Genomic DNA, 15080 nt, shown 5'->3' with positions numbered 1-15080 from the left:
CCCACCGTGCGCAGCCGTAAAAGATGGGGGTTTTGACGGGAGTGCGGCCCCGCAAGTGGTGGGCACGAGGCCCACCACGAGAGGTTTACGAGAAGAGGTGGTCGACGACGCGGGCGGTGGCCTTGCCGTCGTCGCGGGGGGCGAAGGTGGCGCGGAAGGCTTCGTAGCGGTCGGCGTGGGCCGCCGCAACCGAGTCGATGGACCGCAGGGCCTCGATCACCTCGGCCGACGTCGACAGCACCGGCCCCGGCGCCTGTTCGGCCAGGTCGAGGTAGAGCCCTCGCTTGGACGAGTATTTGGCCATGTCGTACCCGTAGAACACGATCGGCCGCCCCGTGCACACGAAGTCGAACATGACCGACGAGTAGTCCGTCACCAGCACATCCGTCACGAGCAGCAAGTCGGCAATGTCGGGATAAGTGGTGACGTCGTGGGCGATGTCAGGAACGGCGGGCACTGCCTGCATCGGGTGTGCCCGCACCAGGATCTCGTGGTCGGCCCCGAGGGCCTCGCGCGTCTTGGCGAGGTCCAGCTTGACCATGGCGTTCTTGCGGTCGTAATCGCGCCACGTGGGCGCGTACAGGATCACCCGCTTGCCCTCCACGAGCCCCAGCCGCCGGCGCACGGCGGCGGCCAGCTCCTCGCGGTCGGGCGAGTTGAGGACGTCGTTGCGCGGCAGCCCGCTCTCCAGGATCTCGCCCTTGTAGCCGAACGCCTTGCGCAGCACCGGCGTGGCCCACGGCGACTGCGACAGCAGCAGGTCCCAGCCGCGCACCTCCGCCGCCTGGCGGTGCCAGATCGGCGGCTTCGGGTCGCGTGCCATGTGGGGCTGGTCGTTGCCGATGCGCTTTGCCGGGGTGCCGTGCCAGGTCTGCAGCACGACCTGGTCCTCGCGGGCGCGGAACCAGACCGGCAGGAACGAGTTCGTCACGATGTGGCGGGACCTGGCCAGCGCGGCATGGTGCTCGCGGCTGCCCGCGCGGACGACGGTCGCCCCGCTCGGCGGCACGAAGGCGCCGTCCTTGACGATCCAGATGTGCTCGCGGTCGTCGCCCCGCCGCAGCCGCTCCTCGTAGATGGCGCGGACGCTGTCGGCGTAGAGGCGGCCGTCGTTGACGACGTAGACGGTCGCGTCGTTCAGCGGCTCGGTGCGCTGGGCCGGGTAGAACACGCGGCGCAGCACGTGGGTGCCGGCCACGCCCCGCTCGTCGGCGGGCCGGGCCTCCTCGACCGTCACGACCGGCACGTCGAAGCGGGTGGAGATCATCCGGTACGTGCGCCCGTCGAGCGTGCGCGGGTCCTCGTCGAGCCCCGGCAGGGCCCCGTGGTCCATGCGCAACGGCACGATCTCGCCAGACGGGTGGCGGATGGACATGTTCCAGGTGCCGGACGCGAGCGGCACGGACTCGCCGAAGCGGTCCATGGCCGAGGGCTCGACGCGTACGGAGAACTCCTCGCCGGAGCGCTCCATGGGAAGCAGATAGGACAGCCCGGACCGGTGCCGCAGCGTCAGCATGCGGGAACCGGGGGCGTCGGGGTAGTGGCCGCGCAGGACGAGCGCGGAGCCCTCCCACACGGCCGAGGTGATCACCGGCCGGATGCGGTGGGCGGAGACGACCACGCGGTCGCGGCGGTCGCCGAGCACGGTGATCTCGCGGTCGCCGACCACCGTACGGGTGTCCACCAGGTCGGCGAGCATGACGGACGCCGCCGGGTCGCCCTTGGGCTCGACCCAGAGCCGCCGCCCGTCCTTCTCCTGCAGCAGGGTGGGCACGGCCAGGCCCACCACGACCTCCGTGCCGTCACCCGCGGGCGTGAAGTCGGCCGCGATGCGGTGGCCGCCGAGGCGGGCGTGGCCCTTGGTCACCGTTCGACCGGGCAGGGAGATCTTCAGCTCCAGGCGTTCGCCCTCGACGGACACGTCCGTCAGCTCGGCCCGGTTGGGCTGGAGCACGACCTGCAGCGCCCGGTCGGACGTCCACACCGGCCGGATCCACCAGCCCGGCCGCAGCTTGAGCCCGGCGGGACGCTCGGGCCGGCCGACCGAGGAGCCGCGCAGCAGGCCCGTGGCCCGCGCGCCCCGGCTCCAGAACACGATCTCGGCGCGCCAGGTGGTCGTGTCGGGCACGGACGGGCGGTGACGCATCCGCCGCCGTACGGCGGAGACCACCCCGCGCACGGCGCCGCGCCAGCGCAGCGGCCAGGGGCTCAGCTCGGCGGCGAACCCGGACCAGTCGTAGTTGCAGCCGGGCTCGCGCGCGCCGTGGGTGGCCTCGGGCGCGAGCACGCGCCGCGTGCGCATGCGGATGGGCGGCAGCCAGCGCGGCCCGCGCAGCACCACGGTCGCCCAGTTGAACCTGCGGCTGCGGACGGAGAGCCCCGCCAGGTACGCGAACCCGGTGACGCGCAGCTTGCCGTCGACCCAGACGATGTCGTCGATGTGGGTCACCGGCACCAGGTCGGCGCGCCGCAGCCGGTAGAGGTCGGGCGCGAGCTCCTCACGGAAGGGCAGGTCCGCGTACCAGCGCAGGCCCTTGCGGATGCGCTTGGACGGCTCGGCCGCCGCCGCCACGACCTTGGTGAGCGTCTCGCCCTCGACGAGCTCCTCGTCGGGCCGGTGCTCGATCAGGTGACATATGACACGCCGCGCGACCGGCAGGTCGTGCTTGACGCGCGCGTCCACGGCCGCGAGATAGGGCCGGACGAGGTCGAGCATCTCACGCCGCCGCACCGCGCCGCGCTTGACCGCGAGGTCCATGCGTGCCCCGAGTGGGCCGCTCAGCACCTCGGTGTCGTACGCCGCGTCGCGACCGCCGGAACCGACCGCTCGCATGACCGCTTCGAGAGGCTCGCCACGATCACAAAGATCCTGGACAGCCTTCAGGCGGTCGGCGAACGACTCGCCTCCCTGGCTCTGGGCTGTGACGCCGGTGGCCATAGGGGTGGCACCGCCTTTCGGGCCGCCATTCAGTGTTCTCCCAATGGTAATGGGAGTCACATGTCAGAGATTCGCCCGTTCAGTGAAAGAGCAGGTCATGACATTTACTGAAAATCCGCTGAACGCCCATCCCAACGCGCCTGTCGCATATCCACCCGTTCGCCCCGCAACGGTGTGCCTTCCTCGCGCCAGTGGGCCAGACAGCGTCGCAGGTGGTCAGGGGCCGCGCCGGAGCCGTCGGCGTGGACGACGCGCCACCACGGCACGCCGCCGCCCCATGTCGACATCACCTTGCCGACCTGGCGGGGGCCGCCCTCGCCGAGGTATTCGGCGATGTCGCCATACGCCATGACCTTGCCGGGCGGGATGCGCTCGACGAGCTCGAGCACCCGTTCGGCGAAGGGGTTCAGGGGGTCCATGCCGCGGGGCCCGCGTCGATGATCTCTTCGAACTTGCCGATCTCCATCGCGCTGCCGCCCGTCACGACCTCGATGACGCCGTCGCGCAGCATGTAGACCTCGCCGTCCTCGCCCACGAGCCGGGCGCCGAGCGCGGCCGAGAGCCGGACGAGTTGCGCGACCTGCCAGTCGGAGCCGGGCTCGCCGACCAGCTGGTCCTGCCAGCGCGCCACCGCGTACGTGCCACCCCGGTGTGCGGCCACGATCTCGTCATCCCCGCGCAGCCCGAAACCGGCCGGCGCGATGGCCTTCGCGAGCTCCGCGAAGGCGAGTGGCGACTCGCGCACCACCCGCAGCTCGTATCCCATGACGCGCGACCATAGCGGATCTTTACTGTTCCTTGCGCTGATTGAGCACGATGATCGCGCCGCAGAACATGACCAGCGCGACCAGCACTCCGCCCCCGTACAACCACAGCCGCAGCGGGTCGGGCCCCGGCCTGGTCGGCACGGGCGAGTCCTCACCTTGCCCGAAGTGCTCCTGACCTGGCAAAACGCTGCGCTGCTCCCCCGTCAGCCGGTCGGCGGCGTTGAGCGCGGCGGCCGCGTCGACCACCCCAAACCCGGTCTGGTCGTCGTATCCCGGGGCGGGCCGGCCCCGCGCGCTGGACGCCAGCGCCTGGGCGACCTGCTCGGGCGGCAGGTTCGGGTAACGCGCCTTGACGAGCGCGGCCACGCCCGCCACGAGCGCGGCGGCCGAGCTGGTGCCCTCGGACAGCTCGTAGCCGCTCTTGCGCTTGACCACGGGCACGCCCACGCCGGGCGCGCCGACCAGCACGGAGAGGTTGTCGCTGCTGAACGCGGCCCGCCTGCCCTGCTTGTCGGTGGCCGCGACGCCGATGACCCCCGGATAGCCGGCCGGGAAGCTCCAGTAGGAGGTGCCGTTCTCCTTGGCGTAGCCGGTCAGGCCGTCGTTCCCGACGGCGGCGACCAGGACGACACCCTTGCCGAGCGCGTACGAGACGGCCTCGCGCTCGGACCTGAGCGGGCCGTAGGAGCCGATGGACATGCTGATGACCTGGGCGCCATGGTTGGCCGCGTACCGCAGGGCGCGCGCGAGCGGGCTGTCCGAGGTCTGCTCCTCGCCCTCCACGGGCGGCACGCCCAGCGCGGGCTCGTCGTCGGTGACCATGGGCAGCGACAGGATGCGGGACTCGGGGGCGATGCCGATCAGCCCGTCGTCCTCGCCCGAGGCCGCGATCAGCCCGGCCATCGCGGTGCCGTGCCTGCCCGGCGGCGTCTCCCGGGTCACCGCGCCCGCGGTCATGTCCGGGCCCGCGTTCACACGCCCCTTCAGCTCCTTGACCTGGTCGTCCACGCCGCTGTCCACGACGGCGACGGTGACGCCCTCGCCCTTGGTGATGCTCCACGCCTGTTCGACGTTGAGGGCGTCGAGCACCCACTGCTGCTGCTCCCGTACGGGGTCGGCGGCGGGTCCCGCCAGTACGAGGAGCGCCGCGGTGAGCGCGCGCACGGTCGCTAGCACACGTTCCCCTGAGTGCAGGGCGGCACCTTGGGCGGGTCCGCGAGGAAGTAGGCGATCTGGTTGCCGACGGACTTGGCGGCCGGCCACAGCTCGGAGTGCAGGATCTCCTCCGGCGGGATCGCGGCCCTGGTCCGGCCGTCGGCGTAGCCGGCCGTGGAGAACACGATGTACGGCCCGGCGCCCACCCAGCCGGTGCGCTGGCGCTGGTCGGGGCCGAAGCGTTCGGTCACCGTGCCGGGGAACGCGACGGGCAGCACGCCCACGCGGTCGTCCTGGGTGAGCTCCTCGCTCGCCGAGACCCTGGACGCCTCGTCCTTCAGCACGGCCACACCGACCGTGATCACGAACGAGGCCGTCTGGTCGACGTACGTGGCCCGCAGCATCGTGACGCAGCCGTGGTTCTCCAGCACCCCGGCCACGGAGGCGTCCACGCCCTTGCCGCACTCGGTCTCGGGGGCGATGCCGACGCGCCTGGCGTACTGCTGGGCCCGGTCGAGCCCGAGGTACTTCACCTCTTCAGGGAAGACGCCCGTCGCCGGCCACGCCTGCCAGCGCCTGGCGATCTCCTCCTGCTTGTACTGGTTCTGCTCGGAGGGGGTCAGCGGGCGCGAGCGGGTCTCCGCGAACAGCCCGATCGTGCCGAGCAGCACGACCACGGAGGAGACGACTATGATGACGCTCAGCAGTGTCACGAACACGCGCCGATACCGCACGCCCTGCTCAAGCGCCTCCCGTTCGGCGCGGTCCTTGGCGGCCGTACGGACTCGCGAGCCCGCCCCCGGCCAGGTACGCACGCGCGACCGCCGGCCGGTGGTGGCGCCGAGCGGATTCCTCCGTTCCGGCGTGGCCTCGCCCTCGGCGCGCGGTAGCCCTGAAGTCGACCTACGAGCCCTCACCACCGCCTCATCCTCGCGTCCTCTGTGCCGACCTCACGCAGTGAGGCGGGCTCGGTCGCCCGGGAGCCGTCGCCTTCCCTCGTCACTCCGGTCGCTACGCTCCCTACGTTCCTCAGTCCACGCAACGGCGCTCCCTCGCGTGTCTATTTCGTCCCCCTTGGTGGGCGGATCATGCGTCTTGTGAGCCGTATGCCCGGCGGACGCGCCGGACCAGGATGAATATGACGCCCAGGGACGCGAACGCGCCGACGGCCGCGGCGGCGGCGATGGCCGCGTAGACCGTGATGCGCCGCTCGTCCCTGACGATGACCTTGATGGGGCCCACCTGCCCGCCGGCCAGCGGCTCGGCCGGGTCCTGGGCCTGGTCGCCCGTGGCGGTCTCGGTGTATCCGGCCAGCTTGCCGGCCTCGGACAGGGCCCTGGCCGCGTTCACGACGCCGAAGCCGGTGCCGGTGTCGTATCCGCCCGGGGGTCTGTCGGTGGCGCTGATCGTCAGGGCGCGGGCCACCAGCGGCGGCGACATGCCCGGATATTTGGCCTTGATGAGGGCGGCCACACCCGAGACCAGCGCGGTCGCCTGCGAGGTGCCCCTGCCGACCCAGTACTCGTCGCCCGGCCCCGCGCCCATGATGTCCACACCCGGCGCGGCCACCAGCACGGAGGAGTTCCAGTTGGAGAACGTGGCCCGGCTCAGCGTCCGGTCCGTCGCGCCCACCGAGACCACGCCGGGGAACGCGGCCGGATAGGAATAGGGGGCGAAGTCGCTGTCGATCTTCCGGTCGCCGTCGTTGCCGGCGGCGGCCACGAGCACGACGCCCTTGGAGATGGCGTAGCGGATGGCCGCCCGCTCCTCCCTGGTCGCCAGCTCCTTGGAGATCGACATGTTGATCACGTCCGCACCCTCGTCCACCGCGTAGCGAATGCCTTGGGCCACCACGTCCTCGAAACGCTCCGCCGAGTTGAACTCCCGGAAACCCGGCTCCTCGTCCTCAAGGATGACCCTTACTGACAGTACGTCCGCTTCGGGCGCGACGCCGATGATCCCCAGATTTCCCCCTTTGCCATGACCGTGCCCGGCGATGAGAGAGGCCATGTACGTGCCGTGCAGGCGGCTCGGAGGGACCCCCGGCGGGTTCGCGCCCTCGGTGAAGTCCCTGCCCACCCGCACCGAGCCGACCAGGTCACGATGGTCCGGGTCGACGCCGGAGTCGAGCACGGCCACCGTCACGCCGCCGCCCTTGCTGATGCGCCACGCCTGGTTCAGCTCCAGCGTCTTGATGACCGGCCGCTGCCCGCCGCGTACGTCGTCCGCCCACGCGGGCGCGACCGCGCACAGCAGCATCCCCACCGCCGCGGCCGCCGCTCCCCGCCTGAGCATGGTCCCCGTACTGCCCTGGATCAGCACCGCCACTCCTCGGCCGCGCAGTCGGGCATCAGCGGCGTGCTCAGGTCGGTCAGCACCCGCTCGGAGATCTCGGTGGCGAAGGCGAAGATGGAGGGCCGCTGCTCGTCCGCGGCGTCCGCGGGCCGGCCGTCCACCTGGCCCGCCGTGGTCAGCACCAGGTACGGCCCCGCCTGCCGCACCGAGCCGGCCTGGCGCACCCCGGGGGTGAACCGGTCGGCGACCGTGCCGCTGAAGGCCAGCGGATACAGGCCCGGCACGGGTTTGCCGCTGTCGGAGAAGGCGGCTTTCGCGCGTACGGCGTCCGGCTCGTCACGCAGCGCGACCACGCCGATCGTGACGAGCACGCCGCGCAGCGCGTCGATGTAGGTGGCCCGCAACAGGGCCTTGCAGCCCGCCTTGCGCAGGGCCCTGGCAGCCTTGGGATCGACCGGGTCGCAGGCGGTCTCGGGCGAGATGCCGATCCTGCTGGCACGTTCCCGGCCGCCCTGCTCGGCGGAGTACGGCAATGTGGCGGGGAAGATACGTCCGCTGGGCCAGGTGCGCCAGCGCTCGGCGACCTCGCGCTTGGCCGCGGCCTGCAACTCGGCCGCGCTGGGACCCCGGGTGAGCTCGGTGCCCGCCGCGCTGCCCGACACTCCGGCGGCCACCGCGCAGACCAGGGTCAGCGCGGAGGCCACCACGAGCGTCGGCCAAGGACGGGCAGAGTTCACCCCATCGACCTTAACGGGGGCTTCCGGGGAACACCCCCAGAAACCCTCAGTAGGAGGGCAGGCTCGGGTCGACGGTCTTGACCCAGCTCAGAACGCCACCACCGACGTGGACGGCGTCGGAGAACCCGGCGTTCTTGACGATGGCCAGCGCCTCGGCCGAGCGTGCGCCGGACTTGCAGTGGAGCACGATGCGCTTGTCCTGCGGCAGCTTCTCCAGGGCCGAGCCGTTGAGGAACTCGCCCTTGGGGATCAGCGTGGCGCCGGGAATCGAGACGATCTCGTACTCGTTGGGCTCGCGGACGTCGACGAGGAAGATGCTCTCGCCGCGGTCCTGCATGCCCTTGAGCTCCTGCGCGGTGATCGTGGAGCCGCTGGCGGCCTCGGCGGCCTCGTCCGAGATCGCGCCGCAGAACGCCTCGTAGTCCTCGAGGAGCTGCGTGACCGTCGGGTTCTTGCCGCACAGGACGCACTCGGGGTCCTTGCGGACCTTGACGTCGCGGTACTTCATCTCCAGGGCGTCGTAGATCATCAGCCGACCGACGAGCGGGTCGCCGATGCCCGTCAGCAGCTTGATGGCCTCGTTGACCTGGATGGAGCCGATCGACGCGCACAGCACGCCGAGCACGCCGCCCTCGGCGCACGACGGCACCATGCCGGGAGGCGGGGGCTCCGGGTAGAGGCAGCGGTAGCAGGGCCCGTGCTCGGCCCAGAACACGCTGGCCTGGCCGTCGAACCGGTAGATCGAGCCCCAGACGTACGGCTTGCCGAGCAGCACCGCGGCGTCGTTCACCATGTAGCGCGTGGCGAAGTTGTCGGTGCCGTCGACGATGAGGTCGTAGCCGGAGAAGATCTCCATGACGTTCTCGGTGGTCAGCGCCGTGTTGTGGATGACGACGTCGACCAGGGGGTTGATCTCGCGGACTGACGCCGCGGCGCTCTCGGCCTTCAGCCTGCCCACGTCGGACTGGCCGTGGATGATCTGGCGCTGCAGGTTGGACTCATCGACGATGTCGAAGTCGATGATGCCGAGGGTGCCGACGCCCGCCGCCGCGAGGTACATCAGCGCGGGCGAGCCCAGGCCCCCGGCGCCTACACACAGCACCTTGGCGTTCTTCAGCCGCTTCTGCCCCGCCATGCCCACATCGGGGATGATCAGGTGGCGCGAGTAGCGGCGCACTTCGTCGACGGTCAGCTCTGCGGCCGGCTCGACCAGCGGTGGCAACGACACTTTCTACGCTCCCGTTCCAGGGGGTCCTATCTCACCTTGAAACCTAGCTGGCGAGTGGGGCATTCCCCAATCGAGTCTCACGGATCAGACGGCGTGCCTCGGCCGCCACGACCTGCGGTATCTCCATCATCGCCACGTGACCCGCCGTCGGCAGCAACACGAGCCGGACCTGCGGGAACGTACGGTACGCCTTCGCGGCCATGGCCGGCCGGACCAGACGGTCGTGCCTGCCGTGCACGATCAGGGTCGGGGCCTTGACCTTGGCCGCCTGGCGCCACAGGTTGTCCTCGCCGCGGCGGAAGTATTCGGCCACGATGCCCCTGGCCGACCCGATCATGGCCTCGCCCGAGTACGGGAGGTCGTCGCGCCTGCGCAGCTCGTCGATCGCGTCGCGCAGGCGGATGGGATGGACGGTGGTGGAGTTGGCCCAGACCATGGCCATGGAGGCGTTGACGCGGTGCTCGGCGGGCACCAGGCGGAGCCTGCTCGCCACCCATTCACCCAGTACGGGCACCGCGGCGGCGGCCACCCGGACGGGGCCGTACCTGGGGAGCAGGTCGGGCAGCGCCGGGGAGACGAGGGTGAGCGAGCGGACCAGGTGGGGGTGGGTGGCGGCCACCCGGACGGCGACCGCGCCCCCGAGCGAGTTGCCGAACAGGTGGGCCGGGCCCGTGTGCTCCATCAGCTCGGCCACGGCTCTGGCGTGGCCGGCGACGGTGTAGTCGCCGTCGGCCGGGGCGGGCGAGTAGCCGGCGCCGGGGAGGTCGAGCGCGTGGCCGGTGACGGTGTCCTTGAGCTCGTCCATGAGGTCGGTCCAGTTCGTGGCCGACCCGGCCAGGCCATGCACGAAGACGGCCTGCTCGCGTCGCTCCTGACGGTCACCCGTCGATCGGACGTACACCGAGCCGATCATGCGGCCAGGCCAGTGCGGGACCGGCTCCGCCATAATGCGTCCTCCCTGCCGTTCCTTCTCGTTCCTTCAACGATAACCATCGCGTCTGGGTGGGGTTTGTATTCCGTACAGAAGCCCGCTTACTTCCTTCTTTCCGACATCAGGCACATACCGCCACACATGCCCCATTGGTCCCGCCAGTGTGATCGTCGGCGGCCGGGGCGGCGCGGCCTGGGGCCCGGATGCGGGGCCGTCAGCGCACGCCGTTCGGTTCGGACATATCGCCATATATCGCTGCTTAGATGTCTAATCGATCTCATCGCACGCCAAGAGTGTGGCAAAAGCCACCGTTCACCGTTTATGGCGCACCAAGGTCGGAAAGCATGACAACCAGCAGCACTTAGCGTGACGCAAGAGGCACACACCGTTAATGGCGGGACAGACCAGCCTCGAACGCGTCGCCGCCGGGTGCCGCACAAAAATCGGGAGACATTGTTCGGGGGACGCATAATGGCGCCCCCCGAACAATGACGCCGGGCGCCGGCGAAGCGCTCGACGTAATGGCTATTCGTATGTTCGCGGACTTTCACCGGTCCGAGGGCGGCACCGCAGGCAGGCGAAATCACCACTCACACAACCGGCATGGCCAATGACGACCAGCCAGGCCGGGGCGCGAGCGTTGCCATGCGTGGCCGCCCTATTAATTGCCACACAATCGGACATATCATGCCATTTCACTGGATAGATCTTTAATGCAAGCAATAAGATTCTTAATGCATAGCAAAATAGGGTCTCTCCAGTTTGCCCGCCCGTCGCCCCGGAAATGACATTCAATGGATGACTCTTCAGCAGCCGTCCAAGACCTGTTTTCAGGTACCCGGAAACGTCGAGAACGGGGCAATCGATCCTTTAGGGGGAAAACGCAATGCCCAAGCTCAAGAGTGTTATCGCAGGCCTCGCCGTCAGCACGGCGATGACCGGCGGCCTGGTCAGCGCGGGCGCGGCCACCACTGCGGTCAGCGCCGACGCCATCAAGCTCACCGGTACGTCCGTCCTCACCGGCATCGACGACGGCATCGACGACGGCCTGGAGGACGGCTTCGATGACGGCCTCAACAACGGCTTCATCATCGACCGTCGCCACAACCGTCGCGACCGGCAGTGCCGTCGCCACGGCTGGGGCGGCGGCGGCGGCTGGGGCGGCGGCGGCTGGGGCGGCTGGGGTCGCCACCGTCGCGGCGGCGAGATCTGCGTCGTCATCCGCAACGACAACGTCAACGACAACCGGCCCGAGCGCCGCCGGCGTACCTTCTGACAAAACCGCGTGTTAATGGCGGGAGGATGAGCGTCCGCACCTTCGGGTAGGTCATTGTCCTCCCGTCTTCCGCGGGGGGTTTGGTGAGGGCTCTCCCGGCCTTTGGCCGGGGGAGCCCTGACTGCTTTTGTGCGGCGGCCGATATCGGCGGGGGGAGCCTCACCCGTACGCCGAGCCGCCGGGCCGGGATGACGCGGCTATACAGAGTGGGATCTTTTGTTTCGGCCATGAGGGAGTCTGTGGTCTGCCAAATCCAGATGGTTCCGGTTTGTTGGGTATTCACCCGGAAATATGCATCCTGCGGGTGATTCGCCAGAATCATGCGTAGCGTTTCCGATCCGGCCAGGTCTGTATCAGCTGGGCCGGGGGCGTGAAACAGGGCAATCGGAACCTTCAGGGGGAAAACAATGCCCAAACTCAAAAGTGTGATCGCAGGCCTCGCCGTCAGCACGGCGCTGAGCGGTGGCGTGGTAGCCGCGGGCGCGGCCACGACACCGGCCGGCGCGGCCGTCCAGGTCAAGTCCGCCGCCTCCGTGCTCACAGGCAACTGCCGCGCCTGGGGCCGGCGCCGGTGCGGCGGGGGCTGGGGCGGACGTAACTGGGGCTGGGGCGGTCGCAACTGGGGCTGGGGAGGCCGCGGCTGGGGCTGGGGAGGCCGCAACAGGGCCGCCAGGATCCGGATCGTCATCGTCAACGAGAACCACAATCACAACATCAACGGTGACAACCGTGACGAGTGGTAAGACTCAGCTGTTGAGCTGAGCATCGGCGGGCGCATGAGGCCGCCGCATCGGGCGGAGTCCCCCGAGGAGCGATGAAACTCCGGCCCACGACAATCGAGTGCCCGTGTTCACCGGGACCCGCGCCACCCCCCGGTCGGCGCGGCCCACCGAATGCGGGCACTCACTTCTGTTCTTCCTTGTGTTCTTCCTTGTGTTCTTCCGGCCATGGCCCCGCCTCGGGCGGAAGCCCCGCGGACCGTCCCGATCCCGGTCTTGGATGGATCTTTCTCACCGGTGGAGTCGCCACCGGCCCAGGTACCGCGTGCCGGCGGTGGGAGACATGTCGAATGCCCGTATTCGGTGGGTCGACGTCGCCGCTTTCGGGGTGGGCGTCGGTCCCGGTGAATACGGGCACTCGATCGGCGTGGCCGGAGTTTCCTCACTCAGGGGCACCTGTGGGGGCGCGGCCCGCGCCCCGGGTTCACCTGCGAGATGGGCTCTACTGCCACGTGGACTGGTTGTTGTCGTCGTGGTGCTCCATCTCGCGGCGCTCTTCCACGCGCTGCTGTTCGTTGCGGTTGCGGTTCGCATTGATGATGATGATCTTGATGCGAGGCATGCGGTGGCGGCGCCAGTTGGCCCAGCGGCCACCTCCCCAGCCCCCTCCGCAGCGGCGCCAGCCCGAGCTGCCGCAGCCATTGGCGAGGACGGAGGCGGCGGAGCTGACCTGGGTCGCCGCGTCGGCCGCGGACATGGCCGCGCCCACGCCGACCACGCCGCCGGAGACGGCCGTACTCATGGCGAGGCCGGCGATAACACTTTTGAGCTTGGGCATTGTGTTTCCCCCTACAGGTTCGATTGCCCCGTTCCTCGCGTTCCCGGCCAATCCATGAAAACCCGACCGACTTGGAAACGCTCCGGATGATCCTTAACGAATCATCCGCATCATGCATATTTCCGGCCGAAACAGCCAACAAACTGGAATTGCCGTCATTTGGCTGACCACAGACGCCCTCATGATTCGGGACAAACACCGCACCACATATAGCGCTCCGGGCACAGTGAAGGGCTCCCCGGACCTGGGTCTGGGGAGCCCTCGACGAAGACCTGCCGTGGAGGCGTGGAGAAAACCCCCTTCCGCGAAAGCGCGGTCATCTCCACGCCATCAGCACACGGTTACGTCACCAGGTCTGACCGTCGTTGTGGTGGTCGTGGTGACGCTCCCGCTCCCGCTCGAAGCGGTTGATGTTGATGTTCCGGTTGTGGACGTTCACCCGCACTCGGTTGTTCTGCTGCCGGCGCCAGCCCCAGCCGCCCCAGCCACGACCGCCCCAGCCGCCACAGCGGCGCCAGCCCCAGCTGCCGCAGCCATTGGCGAAGACGGAGGCGGCAGACTTGACCTGGGCAGCCGCGCTGGCCGAAGTCGTGGCCGCGCCCGCGGCTACCACGCCACCGGTCAGCGCCGTGCTGACGGCGAGGCCTGCGATAACACTCTTGAGCTTGGGCATTGCGTTTTCCCCCTAAAGGATCGATTGCCCCGTTCTCGACGTTTCCGGTTATCCCGGAAAGAGGTCCTGGACGCCTGCCGAAGGGTCATCCACCAAAAGTCATTTCCGGACAGCGGCGCAGCAAACGGCAACTAGCCGGTTTTGCTATGCATTAACAATCTTATTGCTTGCATTAAAGATTTATAGAGCGAAATAGGATGACTTATCCCGATATGTCCTATTCGGTGATCGTCCCGGTCGGCGGGTAGCGCGGGATTCCGCGAGAGCTGACAACGACAGGAGCGCCGTACAAAGCCCCATCGCGCCGAGCGCCCATTCCCGGAAGGGCCCATGAAAGGGGCCGACACCCGAAGGACTAAACCCGAGGCGTCGTCGTACGAAGCGGGCCAACGGCTCTTACGGCGTCGCACGAAGCAGCCATGCGGCCATTACCGCGCCATACGACGCGGGCAGGTCGCCATTACGGCGTCGCCCGAGGCGGGTGTGTGGCCACCACCGGAGGCATGCGATGCGGGCCTGCGACCCTTGCGGCGGTATGCGACATGGGCCTGTGGCCGCTTACGGAGGCGTGCGGGAGCGCTGGGAGATGTGCGTCTTCCGTACGGGTCAGGCCGTCTTGCGGGGCCTGCGCTTCGCGGGGGCCTTCTCCTCGTCCTTGGGTTTGGCGGCCGGCTTCCTGGGCTTGGCGCCCTCGCCCTCCCGCTCCCGCTTCGCGGCCTCCACGCTGGCGCGCAGCGCGGCCATGAGGTCCACCGCCGGGCCGGCTTCCTCTTCCTCCCTGGCCGGGATGACTTCCTTGCCCGCCACCTTCGCCTCGATCACCTGCTGCAGCGCCTCGCGGTAGGTGTCGTGGTACTCGCCCGGGTCGAAGTCCGACTCCATGGTGCTGATCAGGGACTCGGCCATCTGGAGTTCCTGGGGCCGTACCTCGATGTCCTCCTCCAGGAAGCCGAAGTCCGGCGTGCGGATCTCGTCCGGCCAGAGCATGGTCTCCAGGACGAAGACGCCGTCCCGTACCCGCAGCGTGGCCAGGGACTCGCGCTGGCGCAGCGCCACCTTGACCACCGCCACCTGGCCCGAGCTCTCCAGGGCGTTGCGCAGCAGCACGTACGGCTTCGCCCCCTGCGCGTCGGGCTCCAGGTAGTACGACTTGGCGAAGTAGATCGGGTCGATCTGCTCGGCCGGGGCGAACTGGAGGACGTCGATCCTGCGGGACGTGCTCAGCGGCAGGTCCTCGAAGTCCTCGTCGGTGAGCACGACGATCTCGCCCGTCGGCAACTCGTACCCCTTCGCGATGTCGGAGTACGCCACCTCCTGGCCGTCCTGCGTGCACACGCGCTTGTAGCGGATCCGCCCGCCGTCCTCGCGATGGACCTGGTGGAACGTTACGTCCTTCTGCTCAGTGGCGGAGTAGAGCTTGACGGGAATCGTGACCAGGCCAAAGGAGATCGCACCTTTCCAGATGCTGCGCATGGTCACTCCTCAGCTCTCAATAGCTTCGCCAATGGGCACATACCCGTCAT

Annotated in this window: 14 protein-coding genes; 2 read left to right on the top strand and 12 right to left on the bottom strand. The window is 69.1% G+C overall.

The window, feature by feature from the left end; all coding sequences use genetic code 11:
* Positions 1–85: 85 nt before the first annotated feature.
* The 9 genes from ABZS69_RS11525 to ABZS69_RS11485 form a co-directional block, all read right to left on the bottom strand.
* Complete coding sequence (locus tag ABZS69_RS11525; RefSeq protein WP_355369783.1) at positions 86–2833, bottom strand: CDP-glycerol glycerophosphotransferase family protein; 2748 nt, start codon at positions 2831–2833, stop codon at positions 86–88.
* 209 nt (positions 2834–3042) lie between these two features.
* The gene (locus ABZS69_RS11520) at positions 3043–3357 is read right to left on the bottom strand and encodes an MGMT family protein (protein WP_355369781.1); all 315 of its coding nucleotides are present in this window, start codon (positions 3355–3357) and stop codon (positions 3043–3045) included.
* Positions 3345–3704, bottom strand: coding sequence for a hypothetical protein (locus tag ABZS69_RS11515; RefSeq protein WP_355369779.1), 360 nt, complete (start codon positions 3702–3704; stop codon positions 3345–3347). Before ABZS69_RS11515 ends, ABZS69_RS11520 begins: the two co-directional genes overlap by 13 nt.
* 22 nt (positions 3705–3726) lie before the next feature.
* Positions 3727–4869, bottom strand: a complete 1143-nt coding sequence (locus tag ABZS69_RS11510) for a S8 family serine peptidase (RefSeq protein WP_355369777.1) — start codon at positions 4867–4869, stop codon at positions 3727–3729.
* A 5-nt stretch (positions 4870–4874) separates the two neighbouring features.
* Entirely contained in the window at positions 4875–5777 is a 903-nt protein-coding gene (locus ABZS69_RS11505) for a hypothetical protein (protein WP_355369775.1), read from the bottom strand.
* A 169-nt stretch (positions 5778–5946) separates the two neighbouring features.
* Positions 5947–7182, bottom strand: a complete 1236-nt coding sequence (locus ABZS69_RS11500; protein ID WP_355369773.1) for a S8 family serine peptidase — start codon at positions 7180–7182, stop codon at positions 5947–5949.
* Positions 7176–7892, bottom strand: coding sequence for a hypothetical protein (locus tag ABZS69_RS11495; RefSeq protein WP_355369771.1), 717 nt, complete (start codon positions 7890–7892; stop codon positions 7176–7178). The genes ABZS69_RS11500 and ABZS69_RS11495 overlap by 7 nt, the downstream gene beginning before the upstream one ends.
* 46 nt (positions 7893–7938) lie before the next feature.
* Complete coding sequence (gene moeZ / locus ABZS69_RS11490; protein ID WP_355369769.1) at positions 7939–9120, bottom strand: adenylyltransferase/sulfurtransferase MoeZ; 1182 nt, start codon at positions 9118–9120, stop codon at positions 7939–7941.
* Between the two features lie 43 nt (positions 9121–9163).
* Entirely contained in the window at positions 9164–10066 is a 903-nt protein-coding gene (locus ABZS69_RS11485) for an alpha/beta hydrolase (protein ID WP_355369767.1), read from the bottom strand.
* Positions 10067–10937: 871 nt separating this feature from the next.
* Between ABZS69_RS11485 and ABZS69_RS11480 the strand changes: the two genes are divergently transcribed.
* The gene (locus tag ABZS69_RS11480) at positions 10938–11327 is read left to right on the top strand and encodes a hypothetical protein (RefSeq protein ID WP_355369765.1); all 390 of its coding nucleotides are present in this window, start codon (positions 10938–10940) and stop codon (positions 11325–11327) included.
* 425 nt (positions 11328–11752) lie between these two features.
* A complete protein-coding gene (locus ABZS69_RS11475; protein ID WP_355369764.1) occupies positions 11753–12070 on the top strand; it encodes a hypothetical protein in 318 nt (105 codons plus the stop codon).
* A 478-nt stretch (positions 12071–12548) separates the two neighbouring features.
* Here ABZS69_RS11475 and ABZS69_RS11470 read toward each other — a convergent pair whose 3' ends face one another.
* The 3 genes from ABZS69_RS11470 to ABZS69_RS11460 form a co-directional block, all read right to left on the bottom strand.
* Complete coding sequence (locus tag ABZS69_RS11470) at positions 12549–12884, bottom strand: hypothetical protein (protein WP_355369762.1); 336 nt, start codon at positions 12882–12884, stop codon at positions 12549–12551.
* A gap of 346 nt (positions 12885–13230) precedes the next feature.
* Positions 13231–13557 carry a hypothetical protein gene (locus ABZS69_RS11465; RefSeq protein WP_355369760.1) on the bottom strand — a complete coding sequence of 109 codons (327 nt, stop codon included), beginning with the start codon at positions 13555–13557 and terminating at the stop codon, positions 13231–13233.
* 606 nt (positions 13558–14163) lie between these two features.
* The gene (locus ABZS69_RS11460; RefSeq protein ID WP_355369758.1) at positions 14164–15030 is read right to left on the bottom strand and encodes a Ku protein; all 867 of its coding nucleotides are present in this window, start codon (positions 15028–15030) and stop codon (positions 14164–14166) included.
* Positions 15031–15080 lie beyond the last annotated feature (50 nt).

Source organism: Nonomuraea sp. NPDC005650, from assembly GCF_040605375.1.
Lineage (GTDB): Bacteria > Actinomycetota > Actinomycetes > Streptosporangiales > Streptosporangiaceae > Nonomuraea.
Note: the sequence above shows the minus strand (reverse complement) of the source record. Positions and strands in the feature narration are given on the sequence as shown.